The organism is Sphingopyxis sp. 2PD, assembly GCF_005503695.1.
Taxonomy (GTDB): domain Bacteria; phylum Pseudomonadota; class Alphaproteobacteria; order Sphingomonadales; family Sphingomonadaceae; genus Sphingopyxis.
On the sequence record NZ_SCMU01000002.1, the window covers coordinates 236487 to 255971 of the forward strand.

The following is a 19485-nucleotide window of genomic DNA, read 5'->3' on the forward strand; positions in this document are numbered from 1 at the left end:
AGCATGACCCACGACGAAGCGACCCCGGCCTCGCTGACCGCCGACGCCGATCACGGCGTTGCAGAGCATAAGGCGCATGTTCGCGATGACGCGGCAGCGGGCAACGGCCTTGCGGTCATTTCGATCGCCAAAAGCTATGACAAGCGTACCGTGCTGTCCGATGTGTCGCTGTCGGTCGGCAAGGGCGAAGTTGTCGGCCTGCTCGGCCCGAACGGCGCCGGCAAGACGACCTGCTTCTATTCGATCATGGGGCTGGTGAAGCCCGACGCCGGCCGCATCATGCTCGACGGCGCCGACATCACCGCGTTGCCGATGTACCGCCGCGCGATCCTGGGTCTCGGTTATCTGCCGCAGGAAACCTCGATCTTTCGCGGCATGACGGTGGCGCAGAATATCGGCGCGGTGCTCGAACTCGCCGAACCCGACAAGGTGTCGCGCGAGAGACGGCTGGAGGAATTGCTCGACGAATTCGGGCTGACCCGGCTGCGCGATTCGGCGGCGATGGCGCTGTCGGGCGGCGAACGGCGCCGCGCCGAAATCGCCCGCGCGCTCGCAGCCAACCCGTCGATCATGCTGCTCGACGAACCCTTCGCCGGGATCGACCCGCTGTCGATCAGCGATATCCGAGATCTGGTTGCCGACCTCAAGACGCGCGGTATCGGGGTGCTGATCACCGACCATAATGTCCGCGAAACGCTCGACCTCGTCGACCGCGCGTGCATCATCTATGACGGCAAGGTGCTGCTCGCGGGTTCGCCCGAAGAGCTGGTCGCCGACCCTGAGGTGCGGCGGCTGTATCTGGGCGAGGGTTTCTCGTTGTGATGTTAGCGGGCCGCCGCCAGAAAAATTTCCATGTGTCCCCGCGAAGGCGGGGACCCATCTCCGGTGGGTTCGAAATGGCACCGACCGGCGATGGGCTCCCGCCTCCGCGGGAGCACGGCGGGGAATAATTTAGCCCGCCATGGCGTTGGGTCCGCGCCTCGATCTCCGCCAGTCGCAATCGCTGGTGATGACGCCGCAGCTGCAGCAAGCGATCAAGCTGCTGGCGCTGTCGAACCTCGAACTCGAAACCTATCTCGCCGAGGCGCTCGAGGGTAACCCGCTGCTCGATGCGACCTCGGGCGATAGCGACGGTAGCGCGGGCGATGCGAATGACAATCCCGGTGACGATGCGCCGATAACCGAGGCAGCATCGCTCGATGCCGACCATGCCTTGTCGTCGGATAGCGGCACCGCGAACGACCTTGATGTCGATATGACCGCCGAAAGCTTTCACCACGACAGCGTCAGCGACAATGTCGGCTTGTCGGGCAGCGACAGCGAAGGCATCGATTTCGACAGTTTTGCGGGCGAGGACGAAACGCTGCACGGTCATCTGCTTGCGCAGGTCGGCGAGCGCTTTAGCGGGCTGGAGGCAATGATCGCCGAGCAGCTGGTCGCGCTGATTGACGAGACCGGCTATCTGCGCGCCGATCTCGCCGAGGTGGCGCAGCGACTGGGCGTGCCGCTGGCGCTGGTCGAGAATGTGCTGGCCGGCGTGCAATGTTTCGATCCCTCGGGGGTCGGCGGGCGCGATCTTGCTGAATGTATCGCGATCCAGGCGCGCGAGGCCGATCGGTACGACCCGGCGATGGCCTGCATGATCGCCCACCTCGACCTCGTCGCCAAGGGCGCGTTCCCGCAATTGAAGCGCATCTGCGGCGTCGACGACGAAGATCTGGCCGACATGATTCGCGAATTGCGGGGTTATGATCCCAAGCCCGGGCTGAAATTTGGTGGTGACGCGGCGCAGGCAGTCGTCCCCGACCTGTTCATCCGCCAAACCGCGAAGGGCTGGGCGGTCGAGATCAACAGTGGCACCCTGCCGCGCCTGCTCGTCAATCGCCGCTATTATAGCGAACTGGCCACCGGCGCCGCCGCCAAGAGCAAGGCGTGGCTGTCCGAACAGCTGGCGAGCGCGAACTGGCTGGTCCGCGCGCTCGACCAGCGGCAGCGCACGATCATCAAGGTGGCAAGCGCGATCGTCAAACAGCAGGAGGGGTTTTTCCTGCACGGCGTCGCGCATATGCGCCCACTGACCTTGCGCCAGGTCGCCGAAGAAATCGGCATGCACGAATCGACCGTCAGCCGCGTCACCAGCAACAAATATCTCAGCTGCCCGCGGGGGCTGTTCGAGCTCAAATATTTCTTCTCGAGCGGCATTTCGGCGACCGAGGGTGACGGCGCGGTGTCGGCCGAGGCGGTGAAGAGCCGGATCAAGGCGATGATCGAGGCCGAAGATGCCAAGGCAATCCTGTCCGACGAGACGATCGCGCAGAAACTCTCGGCCGAGGGGCACGACATCGCGCGGCGCACCGTGGTGAAATATCGCGAGGCGATGGGCTATGGCTCGTCGGTGCAGCGGCGGCGGCAGAAAGCTTTGGCGGGTTAAGAACCTCGTCACCCCGGACTTGATCCGGGGTCTATGACCTCGCCGCAGCTATGGATGCCGGATCAAGTCCGGCCTGACGAAATTAGGGGCGTGAACCGGTTGACTTTTCGCCTGCATCCCCATAGTTGCGCCGCTTCGCGTCAACACGCCAAGATTTACGGAACAGAACGATGAAGATTCGCAACAGCCTGAAGTCGCTGAAGGACCGCCACCGGGATAACCGCGTTATCCGCCGCCGTGGCCGCACCTATGTGATCAACAAGACCAACCGCCGCTTCAAGGCGCGCCAGGGCTGATTGTCCTGTCGGGGCGTTTTCCGCCCCGCGCGTATAACGAAGTCAGCGTGACGCCGTCGGATGCTTCCGGCGGCGCTTTCGCGTGTCCGGAGTGCCCATGATTCGCCAATCGGTGATTTTTGATGTCGGCCGCGTCCTGTTCGACTGGGACCTCCGCCACCTGTTCGCGAAATTGATCGACGACCGGGACGAGCTCGAATGGTTCGTGACCAACGTCGTTACGCCCCAATGGCATTTCCAGCATGATGCCGGGCGCCCGCTCGCCGAGATGCTGCCCGAGCTCAAGGGCGAATTTCCGGGACATGACGATCTGATCGACGCTTATGCGGCGCGCTTCAACGAAACGATTCCCGGGCCGATGCCGGGCAGTCTAGAGCTCGTGGCGCGATTGGACGCCGCGGGGGTGCCGCTGTTCGCGATCACCAATTTCGGCCATGAATTCTGGGAAGGCTTCCGTCCGACCCAGCCGGTGTTCGACCGTTTTCAGGGTATCATCGTGTCGGGCACCGAGAAATTGATGAAGCCCGATCCCGCGATCTACCGCCTCGCGATCGAGCGCTTCGGCATCGATCCCGCGGGCGCGCTGTTCATCGACGATGTCGCGGCGAATATCGCTGGGGCCGAATCGGTCGGCATCGCCGGCCATCTGTTCGGCGGCGCGGCGATGCTCGAACGCGATCTGGTCGCGCGCGGCTATCTGCCAGGCTAATCGAAACGCAGCACCAGGCGGCGCGTCGTGGTGATTGGCGCGGCAAAGCTGCCGTCGGCCTGCGCGCGCAAATCGGCGATGCCGAACGGATTGACGATCCCCGCGCGGCTCAGTCCGCCTTTGGGGTCGAGCCCGACGATCGTCAGCGGCGCGTCGCTTCGCTGCATCGCGGTGCCGAAATAGGCCAGCATCGCGGGGTGCTGGTCGGCGGTGCCGACGCACAGCCCCGCCTCGATCCGGAAGCGCACCGCGCCTTCGACCGCGACGTCGCCAAAGGTGCCGCGATAGCGCTGCGCCGCGAGCGGGCATTCGGCGGCGACCAGCCCGGCGGGTGCGGCACGGAAGGGCGCGGCGATCATCTGCGCGGTGGGTTCCATGCGCGACACCCACGACGCATTGGACAGCAGGCTGACGGCCGTGCGTTCGCCGCGCCACAGACCGAGCGTGCTGCGCGCGCCAAGCGCTACGCCATTGTGATGGACGATGGGCGCGCCGTCGGCGTCGCTCCCGATGCGCCAGCCGAAACCGACCTCATAATCCTCCGCTCCTGCCGCTTTGCCATCGGCGAGCTTCACCGGCACGAGCATCGCATCAAAGGTATCGGAGCGCACGACGCGGCCGTCGATCATCCGTCCGCCGAAACTTGCGACCGCACTCGCGGTGCCACTGAGCCCGCCGCCGCCCCAGGTGTAGCTGAAATCGTGGCGCGGCAGATCGACCACGCGCCGCTGGTCGAAGCCATAGGCGCGCGAGGCGTTGGGGTCGCCGCTGTCGGTCGCGTCGGCGCGAATCGCGAGCCCCGGTGCGACCTTTTTTGCGACATAGTCGGTGAAGGGGCGTCCGGCCTTGTCCTCGACCAGCGCGCCGAGCAGGCTATAGCCCCATGACGAATAGCTGTAGGTGGTTCCCGGCGGGCTCAGCAGGTCGCGCCCCGCGAAAATCGCGACGGCATCGCGCCCCGTGGCGTAGTGACGCGATCCGCGATCCGCATCGATCGCCTGATAATGCGGCAGGCCCGAGACATGCGCCGCGATCTGGCGTGGGGTGATCGCCGGCCAGCGCGTATCCAGCCATGGCAATTGGCGCTGTACCGGCGCGTCGGGATCGATCCGGCCTTGTTCGGCAAGCTGCATGACGGCGGCGACGGTGAGCAGCTTTGAGACGCTCGCGAGCCGGAACAGTGTGTCGCGCGTGACTGGCGCCCCGCTAGTGCGATCGCGCTGCCCGCTCGCGCCGTCCCAGACGATGCGGCCGTCCTGCCACACCGCGGCGGCCATGCCGGGGACGCCGTTGGTTTCGCGGAGCGTGTCGAGCAGGCGCTGCGCGACGGCAGCCCGGTCGGCGTTAGCGCCGGTTTGCGCGCACGCGGGCGCTGCGCTCGCGAGCAAGGCGGTGGCGCCCAGAATATATGCGATCGGTCGTAACATCATCGGATCCCCTCCCTTTGGTGGAAGGGCGGAATGAGTCCGATCTGTCGCGCCGATGTGCCGAAATGTCGCGCGCCTGTCGCACGCCTTGGGGCTATTGGTACCGGTACCTTATTTCTCGACCCCCAGCTGCGTCAGCACGAAGGCGAACTCCTCGGCGTCCTCGCGCAGCGCGCCCCAGCGGCCCGACTTGCCTGCATGGCCCGCGCCCATGTTGGTGCGTAGCAGCAGGGTCGCGTCGTTGGTGCGCGTCGCGCGGAGTTTGGCGACCCATTTGGCGGGCTCCCAATAGGTGACGCGCGGATCGTTGAGCCCTGCCGATACGAGCATGGGCGGATAGGCCTTGGCGGTCACATTGTCATAGGGGCTGTAGCTCAGCATATAGTCGAACGCGGCCTTGTCGGTGATCGGATTGCCCCATTCGGGCCATTCGCCGGGGGTCAGTGGCAGCGTCTCGTCGACCATCGTGTTGATCACATCGACGAAGGGCACGCCCGCGAGCACCGCGCCCCACAGTTCCGGCGCCTCGTTATAGACGACCCCCATCACCTGCCCGCCCGCCGAGCGGCCTTCGATCGAAATCTTGCCCGCGCTTGTATATTTGGCGGCGATCAGCCCTTTGGCGACGTCGATGAAGTCGTTGAACGTGTTCTTGCGCGCGGTGGTCTTGCCCGCGAGATACCAGGCGCGGCCGAGGTCGTCGCCGCCACGGACATGCGCGATCGCATAGATCATGCCGCGATCGACGAGGCTGAGGCGCGTGGTCGAAAAGCCCGGCGGCACGCGGTAGCCGTAGGAGCCATAGACATAGAGGTGCAGCGGCGCGCTGCCGTCCCGCGGCGTGCCCTTCTTATACACCAGCGACACCGGCACCGGGGTGCCGTCGCGCGCGGGCATGTTCACCAATTCGGTTACATATTCATCACGATTGTAACCAGACGGAATCTCCTGCACCTTGAGCGTTTCGAGTTTGCCGCTGGCGATGTCGTAATCATAAACGGTGTCGGGGGTGACCATCGATTCATAGTCGAGCCGCAGCTTGTCCTGATGATATTCGGGATTGTCGCCCAATCCCGCGACATAGGTCGTCTCGGGAAATTTGATGCGGCCCGGGGTCAGCGGCGCGTCGTAGCGGCGGACATCGACCTGATCGACGCCCTTTTCGCGCGATTCGAGGACGAAATAGTCTCGGAAGATCGACAGGCCGGTGATGTAATTATCGTCAGAACCGGGGATCAGCGTTTGCCATTCGCCCGGGTTGTCGAGGCTGGCGGTCGCGACGCGGAAATTGGCATGATCGTCGTTGGTGTGGATGTAGAGCGTCTTTTCGCGGACATCGACGCTGTATTCGCGGCCCTTCTTGCGCGCCGATACCAGCATCGGCTGGGCGCCCGGATCGTCGGCAGGAAGCAGATAGACTTCGCTCGTTTCATTGTCGCCGGTCGCGATCACGATATAGGCGTCGTCGGCGGTCTTGCCGATGCCGACCCCGAAACCAATGTCGGCTTCCTTGTAGATGCGGACATCTTCGCTGACCGGGGTGCCCAGATAATGGACATGGACATTGTCGGTGCGCCAGTTTTCATTGGCGAGGCCATAGAGCAGCGCGTCGCTGTTCTCGGTCCACACCAGCGACGACAGGGTGCCGGGGATGACGTCGGGCAGCGCCTTTCCGGTCGTCAGGTCGGTGAAGCGTACCTCGAAGCGTTCCGAGCCATTGTCATCGACGGCATAGGCCATCAGCTTGCCATTGGGGCTGATCGCGACGTCGGACAGGCGGAAATATTCCTTGTCCTTCGCCATCGCGACCTCGTCGAGGATCAGCGCGGCATCACCGCCCGCCGCGGGCCGCCGGTACCATTTCTTATATTCGGCGCCTTCCTCAAATTCGACCCAATAGACCCAGTCGCCGTCCTTTTGCGGCACGCTCGAATCCGCTTCCTTGATCCGGCCCTTCATTTCCTGGAACAGCGTCTCGACCAATGCGGCGTGCGGCTTCATCGCCGCGTCGAAATAGGCGTTCTCGGCTTTCACATAGTCGAGCACATCCTTGTCATCGATCACCGGATAGCTCTCGTCCTTCAGCCAGTGATACGGATCGGAGAGCTTCTTGCCGTGCAGCTTCATTTCATGCGAGCGCTTTTCCGCGACGGGGGCGGCGGGCAGGGCAGGGGCGGGGCTGGTCAAGGCGGCGTCTTTCTGTTGGGCAAGCAGGGGCGATGATGCGAGAAGCGGGGTGGCAATTGCCGCCAGAAACATCCAAATAGCGCGCATCGAAAAATCCCCCGCGGTGTCGCCCGGATCGGGCGGGATCGCCCGCGATGTAGGAATAAGGAACGTCTGATGTCCAGCACCATCCACGCCAATCGTCTTGCCCGCGTCCGCGCCGAACTGAAAGCGCAGGGTCTGGATGGCTTTGTCGTGCCAATCAGCGACGAGCATATGAGCGAATATGTCGGTGATTATGCGCAGCGCATGGCGTGGCTGACGGGCTTCGGTGGATCGGCGGGAACGGCGGCGGTGTTGCCCGAAAAGGCCGCGGTCTTCGTCGACGGACGCTATACGGTGCAGGTGCGCGATCAGGTCGACGGCGCGCTGTTCGACTATGTCGGCGTGCCGCAGTCGAGCGTCGCCGAATGGCTGGGTGCCAATATCAGCGCGGGGCAGAAGGTCGGCTATGATCCGTGGCTCCACAGCATCGACTGGGCGCGCGGCCTCGAAAAGGCGCTGGCGGCGAAGGGGGCGAGCCTCGTTGCGGTCGACGCGAACCCGCTCGACGCGGCGTGGGACGACCAGCCGGTGCCGAGCGCGGCGGTGGTCACCGTCCACGACGCGGCGCTCGCCGGGCAGGCCGCGACCCAAAAGCGCGAAATCATCGCCGACTGGCTGAAGGCGAACGGCCTCGACACGACGGTGATGACCGCGCTCGATTCGATCGCGTGGACGTTCAACATCCGCGGTACCGACGTTAGCCACACGCCGGTCGGGCTGGCCTTCGCGCTGCTCCATGCCGACGCCACGGCCGACCTGTTCATCGCGCCCGAAAAAATGACCGACGCGGTGCGCGCGCACCTTGGCAACAGCGTCCGCATCCACGATCGCGACGCGTTCGAGGCGGCGCTCGCCGACCTTAAGGACAGACGGGTAGCGGTCGATCCCGACCGCGCGGTCGCGGCGATCTTTACCGCGCTCGAGGGTGCGGGGGCGAAGATCGCGCGCCATCGCGATCCGGCGGTGCTGCCCAAGGCGATCAAGAATGACGCCGAACTCAGCGGCACGCGCGCGGCGCATGTCCGCGACGGCGTCGCGGTGTCGCGCTTCCTTAAATGGATGGAGGAGGTGGCGCCGCAGGGAGGGCTCGACGAACTCGGCGCCGCGGCGAAGCTCCGCGAATTTCGCGACGCCAATGGCGCGCTGCGCGACCTGTCGTTCGACACCATCTCGGCGGCCGGTCCCAACGGCGCGCTGCCGCACTATAAGGTCGATGAGACGACCAACCGCGCGATCGAGACCGGCACGCTCTATCTCGTCGATTCGGGCGGTCAGTATGACGACGGTACCACCGACATCACGCGCACGATCGCGATCGGCGCGCCGAGCGCCGAAATGCGCCGCCGCTTCACCCAGGTCCTGAAAGGCCATATCGCGCTCGCGACAGCGCGCTTTCCCAAGGGCACGCGCGGCAGCCAGCTCGACATCCTCGCGCGGCAATATCTTTGGGCCGACGGGGTCGATTATGCGCATGGTACCGGGCACGGCGTCGGCAGCTATCTGGCGGTGCACGAAGGGCCGCAGCGCATCGCCAAGCCCGCGGGCGGACAGGCGGGGACCGAGGAGCCGCTGCATGCGGGCATGATCCTGTCGAACGAGCCCGGCTATTACAAGGCGGGCCATTTCGGCATTCGCATCGAAAATCTGGTGGTGGTGGTTCCGGTCCGCATCGATGGCGCCGAGGAGGATATGCTGGGGTTCGAGACGATCACCTTTGCCCCGATCGCGAGAGATCTGGTCGAAACCGCGCTGCTGTCGCCCGCCGAGGCCGACTGGCTCGATGCCTATCATGCCGAGGTGTTCGCCAAGCTGGCGCCGGGACTGAGCGCGGACGATCGCGCCTGGCTCGAAGCGGCCTGCGCGCCGCTCGACCGCACCCCCGCCGCACTCGCGGCCTGAGGCGGCGATGGACAGCAGCAACGGCGAGGTGCCGCGCGAGGATTTTCGGGTCCACGAAACAGTGCGCGTGCGCTTCAACGAGATCGACGGTCAGAACATCGTCTTCAACGGCAATTATCTGGTCTATGCCGATATCGGCGTGACCGAATATTTCCGCGCCTTGGGAGAGGGGCAGCCCGGCCCCTATTTTCACCAATATGGTACAGATATTCGCGAGACACGGTGCGAAATCGAATATCACGCCCCCGCCCGGCTCGACGAGCAGATTACCATTGCGGCGCGAGTCAGCCGGTTCGAGCGGACGAGTTTCACCGTCCATTGCGCGATTTTTCGCGGCGCCGAGCGGTTGACCGATATCGCGATCAGCTATGCGCATGTCGATCTCGACAGCGGCGGCGCAACGCCCTTACCCGGCAGTTTTATCGCCGAAGTGCGCCGATTCGAAAAGCGGATGCCGTTGCAGGCGTGATTCGCGAATCATCAGGAAAGCCGACTAGCGGCATCTCTCAACCAAAAAGGTCGAAAAAAAGGGCCGCCCGAGGGGCGGCCCATGAAAGTTTTGGGAGAGGATGCCTAAAAGGCATGCTCATATTGCAGCGCACAAAAAATTGTGCAACTGCGAAATGAGCATCTGCAATTGCATTTTTTGCAATCTATGGCCGGCGCTGCAATCGTTCGGTGCAATCGCCGCCCTCTCGCCAATCGCCGCGAGATCGCCTAAATTGCCGCCATGGGAATGTTCAACAACGTCGATATCGGCGGCGGCCTGTCCGATTTCTGGGCCTATGTCCGCGAACCGCGTCCGCACCGCTGGGCCAGCTGGGGCGTTGCGATCGTGCTGCCGATCGTCGTTTTCTATGGTTTTTCCGAGCATCTGATCCGCACCGAGGAGCCGAAGGTGCAGATCATCTATTTCGAAAACTGGTCGGCCGACCGCAGCGCCGCCGAAATCCGCGCCGATTGGGTCGCGCGCGCGAAAGAAACGACGCGCGCCAATGCCGAAAAGCGCGCCGAATATCAGCGACTCGCCGATATGATGGGGGTCGAATATGATTCGGCCGAGGCCGACAAGGTGACCCGCGAAACGCTGGGCGAAGCGGAAGCGGCGGCGGCGAAGCAGAAAAAGCCCGTCGCTGCGGTGCGTTCGACGCTCGCCGAACGCGCCGCGCGCGGGCCGCAAGCGCAGGCAGCCGACTGAGCGCATGCAACGACGGCCCGCCGATGCCGACTGGATGGCGGTCGCCATCGCGCTGTCGCGGCGGGGCCGCCCGGCGGCGGCGCCCAATCCCAATGTCGGCTGTCTGATCGTCAAGGACGAGAAGGTCATCGCACGCGGCTGGACGCAAGCGGGCGGGCGCCCGCATGCCGAGGCGATGGCGATCGCCGCGGCGGGAGACGCGGCGCGCGGCGCCACCGCTTATGTCACCCTCGAGCCGTGCGCCCACGCCAGTCCGCGCGGACCGTGCTGCACCGATGCGCTGATCGCCGCGGGGGTCGCGCGCGTGGTCGTTGCGGCGCAGGATCCCGACCCGCGTACGAATGGCAAAGGCATGGCGCGGTTGCGCGATGCGGGGATTGCGGTCGTCGAGGGCGTCCTGGCCGCCGAAGCGCGCGCCGCGATGGTGCCCTGGTGGACGCGGCAGCTTGCCGGACGTCCGTTCGTCACCCTCAAGCTTGCGACCTCGCTCGACGGCTGCATCGCGATGGGTGACGGGTCGAGCCGCTGGATCACAGGGGACCGCGCGCGCGCGCATGGTCATCTCGAACGCGCGCAGCATCAGGCGATCCTTGTCGGGCGCGGGACGCTCGACGCCGATGCTCCGCGGCTCGATGTGCGGCTGGCCGGATTGGCGGACCGCAGCCCGCAGAAGCTGCTGCTGACCTCGGGCAACGCGCCCGCAGGCTGGACCGCCGTTGCCTCGCCCGATGCGATCAACGATGTCAATTCGGTGCTGGTCGAGGGCGGCGCCGGGGCCGCGTCAGCCTTTCTCGCCGCCGATCGCGTCGACCGCCTGCTGCTCTACCGCGCCCCGATCCTGATCGGCGGCGGCAAGCCCGCGCTGGGCGACATCGGGCTGACCGATCTGGCCGACGCCCATCGCTGCTGGCGACTGACCGACAGCCGCCTGCTTGGCAGCGACCGACTCGACGTTTACGAGCGGGTCAGAGAAGGATAACGAGCCCCATGTTCACCGGCATCATCACCGACATCGGCACCGTTCGTTCGCGCGAGGATCGCGGCGACACGCGGCTGGTCATCGCCACCCGCTACGACACGGGCACCATTGATCTGGGGGCATCGATCGCCTGTTCGGGGGCGTGCCTGACCGTCGTCGACAAGGGCGCCGATGCGGACGGGCATTGGTTCGCGATCGATGCGTGCGCCGAAACGCTCGCCTGTACCGCGCCCGGAATGTGGGACGCGGGTCGCCGCCTGAACCTCGAACGCGCGCTGAAGGTCGGCGACGAGCTGGGCGGGCATATCGTCACCGGGCATGTCGATGCGGTGGGATCGATCGTGTCGGTCGTGCCCGTCGGCGACAGCGTGACGGTCACCGTCGCGGCACCCGCCGCGCTGGCGCCGCATATCGCGCCGAAAGGATCGATCACCGTCGATGGCGTATCGCTGACGGTCAACGACGTGACCGACCAGCCCGATGGCAGCGCGCATTTCACGCTCAACATCATTCCGCACACGCAGGAAATGACGACGCTTGACGAAGCCGCGGCGGGGCGTCCGGTCAACCTCGAGATCGACATCCTCGCGCGCTATCTGGCGCGAATGCAGGCGCGGGGATAGTTGGCCTGCAAGGCCGGTTACGCGAGTATCTCACGCAAAGGCGCAAAGGCGCGAAGAGGAAAACCAGCGCGGCGGGCCTTTCGATAATCTCACACAAAGGCACAAAGATGGCCGCCTTCCCAAACACCGCAGTGCGAGAGCCGCGCGAGGCGCCTTTTTGATGCTCGCCTGCGGCGACAAGCGACGGCTGCGCAAAAGCGCGCCATCTTTGTGTCTTTGTGTGAGATTCCTTTTTCTTTGCGCCTTCGCGCCATTGCGTAGGAAAATTTTCCTGCACGACGCTGGCGGCCTCAGCCTTCCCCCCACGGCCCCGCAATTTCCGGGTCCATCGCGATCATCGACCGCCGCATTGCGATCCGTCCGATCCGCAGCAGTTCGGCCTTGCGACGCGCCGGGGCGAGGTTGCAGCTCGCCGCTTCGCGCGCCACCGCGGCGCCATAGCGGTCGGCGATGATCAGGCCGGAGGTTTCGGGGCGATAATCGGGGGTGTCGAGGATCGCGGGGTTGAGCCCCGCCGCCAGCGCCCAATAGAAACGATCGCACCAGTCGCAATAGTCGGGCCATTTGCCGTCGCCGTGCAGGTCGGCGCGGCTGACCTTGATCTCGACGATTGTGATGTTGCCCTTGGCGTCGATCGCGGTCAGGTCGGTGCGCCGCCCGTTGGGCAGCGGCACTTCGGGGATGGCGACCAGCCCCTGCTGCGCGAACAGGCGGCACACGCCGCGCGCGACATCGGCGGCGGTAAGGACATCAATCGACATGGCCGGACATCTGCATGATGCTGGACGCGATCCAAAAGCCGTAGCCCTGAGCCTGTCGAAGGGCGCCTATCCGATAAGCGCCCTTCGACAGGCTCAGGGCTACGGTTTCAATCCAGTCGTCGGCAGACGATCAGAACGGAACGTCGTCGTCCAGATCGTCGTCGAAGGGCGGACGTCCGCCGCCTCCGCTCGAACCGCCGCCAAAGCCGCCGCCGGACGATCCGCCCGAGCCGCCGCCCTGGTTCCAGCCGCCACCCGAGCCACCGCCCGAACCGCCACCGCTGCCCCAGCTATCCTCGCCGCCACCGCCGCGCGATCCGCCGCCGCCACCCGGCGCGCCGTCGAGCATGGTCAGCGTGCCGCCCATCCCCGCGATCACCACTTCGGTGGTATATTTGTCGTTGCCGTCGCGGTCCTGCCATTTGCGGGTGCGCAGGCTGCCCTCGATATAGACTTTCGAGCCTTTTTTGAGGAAGCGTTCGACGACCCCGACCAGCCCTTCGCCGTTGATCACGACATTATGCCATTCGGTGCGCTCCTTGCGCTCGCCGGTCATCCGGTCCTTCCACTGTTCGGAGGTCGCGATGCGGATGTTGGCGATCTTGCCGCCATTCTGGAACGACTTGATTTCGGGATCGGCGCCGAGGTTGCCGATCAAAATTACCTTGTTGACGCTGCCAGCCATGCCGCTCCGCTCCGCTTGAATGTTGGAAGGATCAGCCTAGTCCAAAGGCAACGGCTGTCCAGTATGTGATGCCAGCAGCGGCATAGGCGAGCGCGAACAAATAGCCAACCATGAACAGCGGCCATTTCCACCCATTGGTCTCGCGCCGGGTGATCGCGATCGTCGATATGCACTGCGGCGCGAACACGAACCAGGCAAGGAACGCGAGCGCCGTGGCGATGCTCCAGCGGCCCTGCAAACGCTCGCTGAGCGATTGCGCCATCGCCTCTTCATCATCGCCCGCCTCGATCGCATTGGCGGTGGCAAGCGCCGACACCGCGACCTCGCGCGCCGCCATCGCGGGGATCAGCGCGAGCGCGATGTCATGGTTGAATCCGATCGGCGCGACGACGACTTCCAGCCCGCTCGCGATGCGGCCGGCGACGCTGTAATCGACCTGGCTTTCCGTGCTGTCCGTCGGCACCTTGGGGTAGCTCAGCAGCAGCCACAGCGCGATGGTGGTGGCAAAGATGATCGTTCCGGCGCGGCGCAGGAAAATCCACGCGCGCTGCCACAGCGCGATTGCGACGTCGCGCAGCCGCGGCCATTGGTAGCGCGGCATTTCCATCATGAAGCCCGCAGCATTGCCCTTGGCGACGGTGCGGCGCAGCACCAGCGCGACGACCAGCGCGCCAACGATGCCCGACAGATACAGGCCGAACAGCACGAGGCCTTGCAGGCCGACGGGCGATCCGCCGACATTGCTGTTCGGAATGAAGGCGCCGATGATCAGCGTGTAAACGGGAAGCCGCGCCGAGCAGGTCATCAGCGGCGCGATCAAAATCGTCGTCAGCCGGTCCTTGGGGTCGGGGATCGCGCGCGTCGCCATGATCCCGGGGACCGCGCAGGCGAAGCTGGAGAGCAAAGGGATGAAGCCGCGGCCCGACAGCCCGACCTTCGCCATGATGCCGTCCATCAGAAAGGCGGCGCGGGTCATGTACCCCGACGCCTCGAGCAGCAGGATGAAGAGGAACAGGATCAGGATTTGCGGCAGGAAGACGATCACCGATCCGACCCCGCCGAGGATGCCTTCGATGATCAGCCCGCGCAGGAAACCGTCGGGCAGCGCGGCATCGACCGCGCCCTGCAGGGCGCCGATGCCGCCCTCGATCCAGCCGATCGGCGCTTCGGACCAGGCATAGACGCCCTGGAACATCACGAACATCAGCGCGAGCAGGATCAGGAAGCCGAGGGCGGGGTGGAGCAACACGGCATCGACGCGCTGCGTCCAGCGGCGCACCGGGGTTTCGGACAGTGTCGCGGCGCGCGCGATCGCGCGGGCGCGCTGGTGCAGCGCAGCATCCGAGGCGGGCGGGGCGGGCTGCGCAGTCGCTTGCGTCTGGTGCGACAGGATCGCGCCGTCGACCGCGGCGAGCAGATCGGTCAGCCCGCGCTTGCGCACCGCGACGGTCGGGACCACCGGCACGCCGAGCTCTTGCGACAAGCGCTGCGGGTCCAGCACCAGCCCGTCGCGCTCGGCGAGGTCGAGCATGTTGAGCGCGACCACCGTCGGCAGCCCGAGCGCGATCAGTTCGAGCGCGAAGCAGAGATGGTTGTCGAGGTTGGCGGCATCGACGACGACGACCAGCGCATCGGGACGCCGTTCGCCCGCCTGCTGGCCCAGCACGACGTCGCGCGTCACCGCCTCGTCGGGGCTGGCGGGGGTCAGGCTGTAACTGCCGGGCAGGTCGACCAGCGCCAGCGGCCGCCCGTCGGCAAAGCTGGCGTGCCCCGCCTTGCGCTCGACGGTCACGCCGGGATAATTGGCGATCTTTTGCCGCGCGCCGGTCAGCGCGTTGAACAGGCTCGATTTGCCGGCGTTGGGATTGCCGACCAGTGCGATCGTCGGGATGGCGCCGGTCATGATGCGGTGGACGCCACTTCGATCATCGCCGCCTGGCGCGCGCGGATGATGACCTGCATCCGCCCGATCGCCAGCGCCAGCGGATCGCGCGAAAACAGGCTGCCGCGGTGGAGCGGGGTGACTTCGATCCCTTCCATCAACCCGAATTCGCGCAGCCGTCGCCCTTCGTCATGCGACATGGCGTCCCAATCGATACGGGATATACGGACGGCGACGCCCAATGGCGCGGAGTCGAGCTTCGAGTTCATTTGCGAGCGATTATCAATAACACCGGGGGAGCGCCAGTGCTTTATCGTGTCGCTATCGCCCCGGATAGCGCAGCCGCCCGACAAAGCGCGCAAGGCTGGGGCGTTCGGTGATGCGCGATGCACGGCGGTATTTCCAGCTTTCGAAGCGCATCACCTGGTCGATCCGGCGCGCGAGGAAGGCGCGGGTGTCGGCGTAACCATCGCTCTCGTCGTTCAGGAACACCGCCATCGTCGAGGCATAGACCGCGCCGAGGATCGCGCGCTTGCTGTAGTGATTATAGTCGGTCGCGGTGTCGCCCGCGAGCCGCCACATCGCGTCGGCGCTGCGCCAGCCGAGCTTGGCCGCGAACGGCACGTTGGTGGGGAGCGCCAGCAGCGCGAGTGCGCGGCGCAGCGATTCGCGGTCGGGGGCGAGCAGGTCGAGGCGCGTTTCGACCAACGTCGTGATGCGCTCGCGAATCTTCAGCGTGGCCAGCCTGTCGGCGGGCCATTTCGCTGCCATGCGATCGTCGATGTCGGCGAACCACGCGTCGACCATGTCGCGCCCGCCGCCGGGAAAGGCGAGGCTGGCGACGTCGGGATCGACCGCGGCGCGGCGCGCGGCGTCGGCGAGCGCCGCAGCGCTGAAGCCATCGAACGCCGCCGACGACGCGATCAGCGGCGCCAGCGCGGCGCGAATCTCGTCGAGGGTCGGATCGGCGGGAAGGATCGAAGCCATCGGATTTAGATAGGCGCCGCGCGGCGGTTCGGCAACCGGATCAGCACCAGCGCCGCGCCGACCATCATGCCGCCGAAAATGTCGATGGGGCCGAGCAGCTCGCCGAATGCCAGCCAGCCCGCGAGCGCGGCCACTGCGGGCTGGACGAGCAGGGTCAGTCCGATCACCAGCGGTGAGAAGCGCGGCAGCGACCAGGTCATCAGCCCCTGCCCGATGATCTGGCTGGTCAGCGCGAGCAGGATCAGCGGGGTCCAGTTCTGCGGCATGATCGCCTCGCCCAGACCGAAGGCCGTGCCGAATAGGATCGGCACGCACACCACCGACGAAATCGCGAGCGCGGTCCAGGGTTCGAGCGTGCCGCGCACGCGCTGCATCAGGATGACATAAACCGTGTAGAGCACCCCCGCGAGCAGACTGAGCAGGTCGCCGACCAGATAGGCGGGCGACAATTCGTAGCTCTGCCCCATGAGCAGCGCCGATCCGGCAAAGGCGAGCAGGATCGCCAGCGCCTGCCACCCGCGCGGCCAGCTGCGCGCAAGGAAGATGCCCCAGATCACGAGCAGCAAGCTAGCACAATTGCCGAACAGCGTCGCATTGGCGACCTTGGTCTGGAGGATGCCGATGTGCCAGGCGACGAGGTCGAGCGCGAAAAAAATGCCCGCGGCGCTCGCAACGACGATGGCATTTCGGGGCGGCATGCGCCCGCCGCTCTCGCGCCACGCCAGCGCGAGCAGGAAGGGCAGGGCGATCGCCATGCGCCAGAAAGCCGACGCGGTCGGCCCGGTGTCGGCGAAGCGGACGAGCAGCGCGCCGACCGACAGCGAGATATTGCCCGCGAGCAGCGCCAGAAACGCCCAGCGTCCGACGACCGGGATCGGGCGTTCGTCTGGGTCGAGGCTTTCGATCTTGGCTGTCATTTAGATTTTCTTTTGATACTGACCATTGTGCAGGCACCGCAGCGTCCATAGCTTTGCGGGCCATAGCGGCGCCCCGATCGGTCGTCGCCGGAAATTTGGAACGTGGAGGATTTATGGCCGTATCGCTTTTCGACCCGATCAAGCTGGGCGCCATCGAGGCGCCGAACCGCATCATCATGGCGCCGCTGACCCGCGGCCGCGCCGGGCCGGGCTTTGTCCCCAACGAACTGGCGGTCGAATATTATCGCCAGCGCGCCTCGGCGGGGCTGATCATTTCCGAAGCGACCGGCATTTCGCAGGAAGGGCTCGGCTGGCCGTCGGCGCCTGGCTTGTGGACCGACGCGCAGGTCGAAGGCTGGAAGCCGGTCACCGACGCCGTGCATAAGGCGGGTGGCCGTATTGTCGCGCAGCTGTGGCACATGGGCCGCCTCGTCCATTCGGTGTTCAACGACGGCAAGCCGCCGGTGTCGGCTTCGGCCACCGTCGGCGCCGGGCGCGCGCATACCCCTGTCGGTCGCCGCGACCTGGAAGTTGCGCGTCCGCTGGAATTGAACGAGATCCCCCGCGTGATCGCCGATTATGTCCACGCCGCCGAAAATGCCAAGAAAGCGGGGTTCGATGGGGTGCAGCTGCACGGCGCCAATGGCTATCTGATCGATCAGTTTTTGCGCGACAATTCGAACCTGCGCGACGATGATTATGGCGGCCCGGTCGAAAACCGCATCCGCCTGCTGCGCGAAGTGACCGAAGCGCTGACCGGCGTCTGGGGTGCCGACCGCGTGTCGGTGCGCCTGTCGCCGAACGGCGAAACGCAGGGCGTCGACGACAGCGCGCCCGAAAAGCTGTTCCCCGCCGCCGCCGCCGCGCTCGATGCGCTCGGCATCGCTTTCCTCGAACTGCGCGAACCCGGTCCCGACGGGACGTTCGGCAATACCGATGTACCCAAGCAGTCGCCTGCCATCCGTCAGGCGTTCAAAGGCCCGCTGATCCTCAACAGCGACTATGACGTGGCGAAGGCCGAAGCGGTGCTCGCCGAGGGGGTTGCCGACGCGATTTCCTTTGGTCGTCCGTTCATCGGCAATCCGGACCTCGTCGAACGGATCAAGAGCGGCGCCGCATGGGCCGCGGATAATCCGCAGACCTGGTACTCGCCGGGCCCCGAAGGTTACACCGACTATCCGGCGTTGGTGGACGCGTAAGCTGTGTCGATCCTCCCCGTGGCGCAGCCATGGGGAGGTGGTAGCCTCAGAGAGGCTGACAGAGGGGCATTGGCGCGCGGTCGGCGCTCCTCCACCACCGCCTGCGGCGGCGGTCCTCCTCCCCATCGCTTCGCGACAGGGAGGATCAGCTAACCCTTCTCCGCAATCGCCTTGTCGACAATCCCGGCGCCCAGCGGACCGAGGATGTTGCTGCCGAAACGGAACAGCAGGAAGGCGCCGACGAACAGCAGGATCGGCTGGATGATCAGCGCGAAGATCGCGGCGGTCAGCAGCACGAAAAACAGCGTCACAAATCCGCCGCTCAGCGTCTGCTGACCCTTTGGGCCAAGCTCGATCGTGCGCGGCCCCTTTGCATCCCACCATTTGCCGGTGACGATCGTCTTGCGACCGCCGCGCTGCGGCGCCGGACGGCTGGGGACGCGCGCCGGGGTTGGTGCGGTGTTCGGTGTCGGCGCCGGCGGGTCCTTTGGCCCGTTTGCCCACGGCCGTTTGCTCGGGTCGGTGGCCGCGCCGCTGCTGCGTTGTCTGGTGGGGGCAGGCGTGGGCGGCTGGTTCGGCGCGGGCCGCGCGCTCAGCCCCGATTCGGCACGCGCTGCGGCTGACAGGTCGGGTGTCTGGCTGGGCCGTTCGGGGCGGATCGGTTCGACGCCCAGCTGGCGATCATGAATTTCCATGCGCTCGGCGGCGCTCAGCGGCGTCTGGCCGGTTTCCCTGTCGATCACCACCAGCCGCCCGCCGCGCTCGACGACGGAAAAACGGCTGGGGGGCGGGCGATCAACCAATGCCGAATTGTTCCTTCAGGGCCAGCATGGCGATCGCGGCCTTCGCCGCTTCGCCGCCCTTATCCTTGCGCGTCTTGTCGGCGCGCGCAAGCGCCTGTTCCTCATTCTCGACGGTCAATATGCCGTTGCCGATCGCCAGCCCGTCGAGGGTCAGCGCCATGATGCCGCGCGCGCTTTCGTTCGACACGACCTCGAAATGATAGGTCTCGCCGCGGATCACGACGCCGAGCGCGACATAGGCGTCAAAGCGCCCGCTGTCGGCGGCGAGCGAGATCGCCGCGGGCACTTCGAGCGCGCCAGGCACCGTCACCGTCTCATGGCTATGCCCTTCGGCTTCGAGCGCGCTGCGCACGCCGTCCAGCAGCATGTCGTTGAGGTGCGAATAGAAACGGGCTTCGACGATCAGGACGTGCGCCAT

20 protein-coding genes are annotated in these 19485 nt (G+C 65.8%); 10 read left to right on the top strand and 10 right to left on the bottom strand.

Features of this window, described 5'->3' with window-relative positions; translation table 11 throughout:
* Positions 1-3 precede the first annotated feature (3 nt).
* The 4 genes from lptB (at position 4) to FFS18_RS02980 (ending at position 3436) form a co-directional block, all read left to right on the top strand.
* Positions 4-822, top strand: a complete 819-nt coding sequence (gene lptB, locus FFS18_RS02965; protein ID WP_137869686.1) for an LPS export ABC transporter ATP-binding protein — start codon at positions 4-6, stop codon at positions 820-822.
* 139 nt (positions 823-961) lie between these two features.
* Positions 962-2431 carry an RNA polymerase factor sigma-54 gene (gene rpoN, locus FFS18_RS02970; protein WP_137869687.1) on the top strand — a complete coding sequence of 490 codons (1470 nt, stop codon included), beginning with the start codon at positions 962-964 and terminating at the stop codon, positions 2429-2431.
* A gap of 170 nt (positions 2432-2601) precedes the next feature.
* Positions 2602-2727 carry a type B 50S ribosomal protein L36 gene (ykgO, locus tag FFS18_RS02975; protein ID WP_003046794.1) on the top strand — a complete coding sequence of 42 codons (126 nt, stop codon included), beginning with the start codon at positions 2602-2604 and terminating at the stop codon, positions 2725-2727.
* A gap of 97 nt (positions 2728-2824) precedes the next feature.
* Complete coding sequence (locus tag FFS18_RS02980) at positions 2825-3436, top strand: HAD family hydrolase (protein ID WP_137869688.1); 612 nt, start codon at positions 2825-2827, stop codon at positions 3434-3436.
* Here the strand turns inward: FFS18_RS02980 and FFS18_RS02985 are convergent.
* Together FFS18_RS02985 and FFS18_RS02990 are read right to left on the bottom strand one after the other, a co-directional pair.
* Positions 3433-4866: a serine hydrolase domain-containing protein gene (locus FFS18_RS02985; protein WP_137869689.1), complete on the bottom strand. Its 1434-nt coding sequence runs from the start codon at positions 4864-4866 to the stop codon at positions 3433-3435. The genes FFS18_RS02980 and FFS18_RS02985 overlap by 4 nt on opposite strands.
* A gap of 108 nt (positions 4867-4974) precedes the next feature.
* Complete coding sequence (locus FFS18_RS02990; protein ID WP_502704166.1) at positions 4975-7137, bottom strand: S9 family peptidase; 2163 nt, start codon at positions 7135-7137, stop codon at positions 4975-4977.
* Between the two features lie 69 nt (positions 7138-7206).
* Here FFS18_RS02990 and FFS18_RS02995 point away from each other — a divergent pair, with 69 nt between their 5' ends.
* The 5 genes from FFS18_RS02995 (at position 7207) to FFS18_RS03015 (ending at position 11833) form a co-directional block, all read left to right on the top strand.
* Positions 7207-9033: an aminopeptidase P family protein gene (locus FFS18_RS02995; protein ID WP_137869690.1), complete on the top strand. Its 1827-nt coding sequence runs from the start codon at positions 7207-7209 to the stop codon at positions 9031-9033.
* A 7-nt stretch (positions 9034-9040) separates the two neighbouring features.
* Positions 9041-9502 (top strand): acyl-CoA thioesterase, encoded by a 462-nt coding sequence (locus FFS18_RS03000; protein WP_137869691.1) that lies wholly within the window; start codon positions 9041-9043, stop codon positions 9500-9502.
* A gap of 261 nt (positions 9503-9763) precedes the next feature.
* Positions 9764-10231 (top strand): hypothetical protein, encoded by a 468-nt coding sequence (locus FFS18_RS03005; RefSeq protein ID WP_249340263.1) that lies wholly within the window; start codon positions 9764-9766, stop codon positions 10229-10231.
* A gap of 4 nt (positions 10232-10235) precedes the next feature.
* On the top strand, positions 10236-11210 hold the full coding sequence (gene ribD, locus FFS18_RS03010) for a bifunctional diaminohydroxyphosphoribosylaminopyrimidine deaminase/5-amino-6-(5-phosphoribosylamino)uracil reductase RibD (RefSeq protein ID WP_249340264.1): 975 nt from the start codon (positions 10236-10238) through the stop codon (positions 11208-11210).
* 8 nt (positions 11211-11218) lie between these two features.
* Positions 11219-11833 carry a riboflavin synthase gene (locus FFS18_RS03015; protein ID WP_137869692.1) on the top strand — a complete coding sequence of 205 codons (615 nt, stop codon included), beginning with the start codon at positions 11219-11221 and terminating at the stop codon, positions 11831-11833.
* A 290-nt stretch (positions 11834-12123) separates the two neighbouring features.
* Here FFS18_RS03015 and FFS18_RS03020 read toward each other — a convergent pair whose 3' ends face one another.
* The 6 genes from FFS18_RS03020 to FFS18_RS03045 all read right to left on the bottom strand — a co-directional run bounded on the left by FFS18_RS03020 (position 12124) and on the right by FFS18_RS03045 (position 17065).
* Positions 12124-12594 (bottom strand): MmcB family DNA repair protein, encoded by a 471-nt coding sequence (locus FFS18_RS03020; RefSeq protein ID WP_137869693.1) that lies wholly within the window; start codon positions 12592-12594, stop codon positions 12124-12126.
* Between the two features lie 130 nt (positions 12595-12724).
* Positions 12725-13279 (bottom strand): single-stranded DNA-binding protein, encoded by a 555-nt coding sequence (gene ssb, locus FFS18_RS03025; protein WP_137869694.1) that lies wholly within the window; start codon positions 13277-13279, stop codon positions 12725-12727.
* 31 nt (positions 13280-13310) lie between these two features.
* Positions 13311-15182: a ferrous iron transporter B gene (feoB, locus tag FFS18_RS03030; protein ID WP_137869695.1), complete on the bottom strand. Its 1872-nt coding sequence runs from the start codon at positions 15180-15182 to the stop codon at positions 13311-13313.
* The gene (locus FFS18_RS03035) at positions 15179-15430 is read right to left on the bottom strand and encodes a FeoA family protein (protein WP_120217752.1); all 252 of its coding nucleotides are present in this window, start codon (positions 15428-15430) and stop codon (positions 15179-15181) included. Before FFS18_RS03035 ends, feoB begins: the two co-directional genes overlap by 4 nt.
* A gap of 52 nt (positions 15431-15482) precedes the next feature.
* Positions 15483-16148, bottom strand: coding sequence for a COQ9 family protein (locus tag FFS18_RS03040; protein WP_137869696.1), 666 nt, complete (start codon positions 16146-16148; stop codon positions 15483-15485).
* Between the two features lie 5 nt (positions 16149-16153).
* Positions 16154-17065: a DMT family transporter gene (locus FFS18_RS03045; protein ID WP_137869697.1), complete on the bottom strand. Its 912-nt coding sequence runs from the start codon at positions 17063-17065 to the stop codon at positions 16154-16156.
* A gap of 113 nt (positions 17066-17178) precedes the next feature.
* Between FFS18_RS03045 and FFS18_RS03050 the strand changes: the two genes are divergently transcribed.
* Positions 17179-18264, top strand: a complete 1086-nt coding sequence (locus tag FFS18_RS03050) for an alkene reductase (RefSeq protein WP_137869698.1) — start codon at positions 17179-17181, stop codon at positions 18262-18264.
* A 149-nt stretch (positions 18265-18413) separates the two neighbouring features.
* Here the strand turns inward: FFS18_RS03050 and FFS18_RS03055 are convergent, their stop codons facing one another.
* Together FFS18_RS03055 and ribH are read right to left on the bottom strand one after the other, a co-directional pair.
* Entirely contained in the window at positions 18414-19067 is a 654-nt protein-coding gene (locus tag FFS18_RS03055) for a DUF2125 domain-containing protein (protein ID WP_137869699.1), read from the bottom strand.
* The gene (gene ribH / locus FFS18_RS03060; protein ID WP_120217757.1) at positions 19060-19485 is read right to left on the bottom strand and encodes a 6,7-dimethyl-8-ribityllumazine synthase; all 426 of its coding nucleotides are present in this window, start codon (positions 19483-19485) and stop codon (positions 19060-19062) included. The genes FFS18_RS03055 and ribH overlap by 8 nt, the downstream gene beginning before the upstream one ends.

What these genes read in the sequence shown, in the direction of transcription:
- feoB (WP_137869695.1), bottom strand. Translation starts at nt 15,182, where the DNA reads ATGACCGGCGCCATCCCGACGATCGCACTGGTCGGCAATCCCAACGCC.
- rpoN (WP_137869687.1), top strand. Translation starts at nt 962, where the DNA reads ATGGCGTTGGGTCCGCGCCTCGATCTCCGCCAGTCGCAATCGCTGGTG.
- FFS18_RS03045 (WP_137869697.1), bottom strand. Translation starts at nt 17,065, where the DNA reads ATGACAGCCAAGATCGAAAGCCTCGACCCAGACGAACGCCCGATCCCG.
- FFS18_RS03005 (WP_249340263.1), top strand. Translation starts at nt 9,764, where the DNA reads ATGGGAATGTTCAACAACGTCGATATCGGCGGCGGCCTGTCCGATTTC.
- FFS18_RS03000 (WP_137869691.1), top strand. Translation starts at nt 9,041, where the DNA reads ATGGACAGCAGCAACGGCGAGGTGCCGCGCGAGGATTTTCGGGTCCAC.
- FFS18_RS03050 (WP_137869698.1), top strand. Translation starts at nt 17,179, where the DNA reads ATGGCCGTATCGCTTTTCGACCCGATCAAGCTGGGCGCCATCGAGGCG.
- FFS18_RS03020 (WP_137869693.1), bottom strand. Translation starts at nt 12,594, where the DNA reads ATGTCGATTGATGTCCTTACCGCCGCCGATGTCGCGCGCGGCGTGTGC.
- FFS18_RS02980 (WP_137869688.1), top strand. Translation starts at nt 2,825, where the DNA reads ATGATTCGCCAATCGGTGATTTTTGATGTCGGCCGCGTCCTGTTCGAC.
- FFS18_RS02995 (WP_137869690.1), top strand. Translation starts at nt 7,207, where the DNA reads ATGTCCAGCACCATCCACGCCAATCGTCTTGCCCGCGTCCGCGCCGAA.
- FFS18_RS03035 (WP_120217752.1), bottom strand. Translation starts at nt 15,430, where the DNA reads ATGAACTCGAAGCTCGACTCCGCGCCATTGGGCGTCGCCGTCCGTATA.
- FFS18_RS03015 (WP_137869692.1), top strand. Translation starts at nt 11,219, where the DNA reads ATGTTCACCGGCATCATCACCGACATCGGCACCGTTCGTTCGCGCGAG.
- ribH (WP_120217757.1), bottom strand. Translation starts at nt 19,485, where the DNA reads ATGGCGCACGTCCTGATCGTCGAAGCCCGTTTCTATTCGCACCTCAAC.
- lptB (WP_137869686.1), top strand. Translation starts at nt 4, where the DNA reads ATGACCCACGACGAAGCGACCCCGGCCTCGCTGACCGCCGACGCCGAT.
- ribD (WP_249340264.1), top strand. Translation starts at nt 10,236, where the DNA reads ATGCAACGACGGCCCGCCGATGCCGACTGGATGGCGGTCGCCATCGCG.
- ykgO (WP_003046794.1), top strand. Translation starts at nt 2,602, where the DNA reads ATGAAGATTCGCAACAGCCTGAAGTCGCTGAAGGACCGCCACCGGGAT.
- FFS18_RS03040 (WP_137869696.1), bottom strand. Translation starts at nt 16,148, where the DNA reads ATGGCTTCGATCCTTCCCGCCGATCCGACCCTCGACGAGATTCGCGCC.
- ssb (WP_137869694.1), bottom strand. Translation starts at nt 13,279, where the DNA reads ATGGCTGGCAGCGTCAACAAGGTAATTTTGATCGGCAACCTCGGCGCC.
- FFS18_RS02985 (WP_137869689.1), bottom strand. Translation starts at nt 4,866, where the DNA reads ATGATGTTACGACCGATCGCATATATTCTGGGCGCCACCGCCTTGCTC.
- FFS18_RS02990 (WP_502704166.1), bottom strand. Translation starts at nt 7,137, where the DNA reads ATGCGCGCTATTTGGATGTTTCTGGCGGCAATTGCCACCCCGCTTCTC.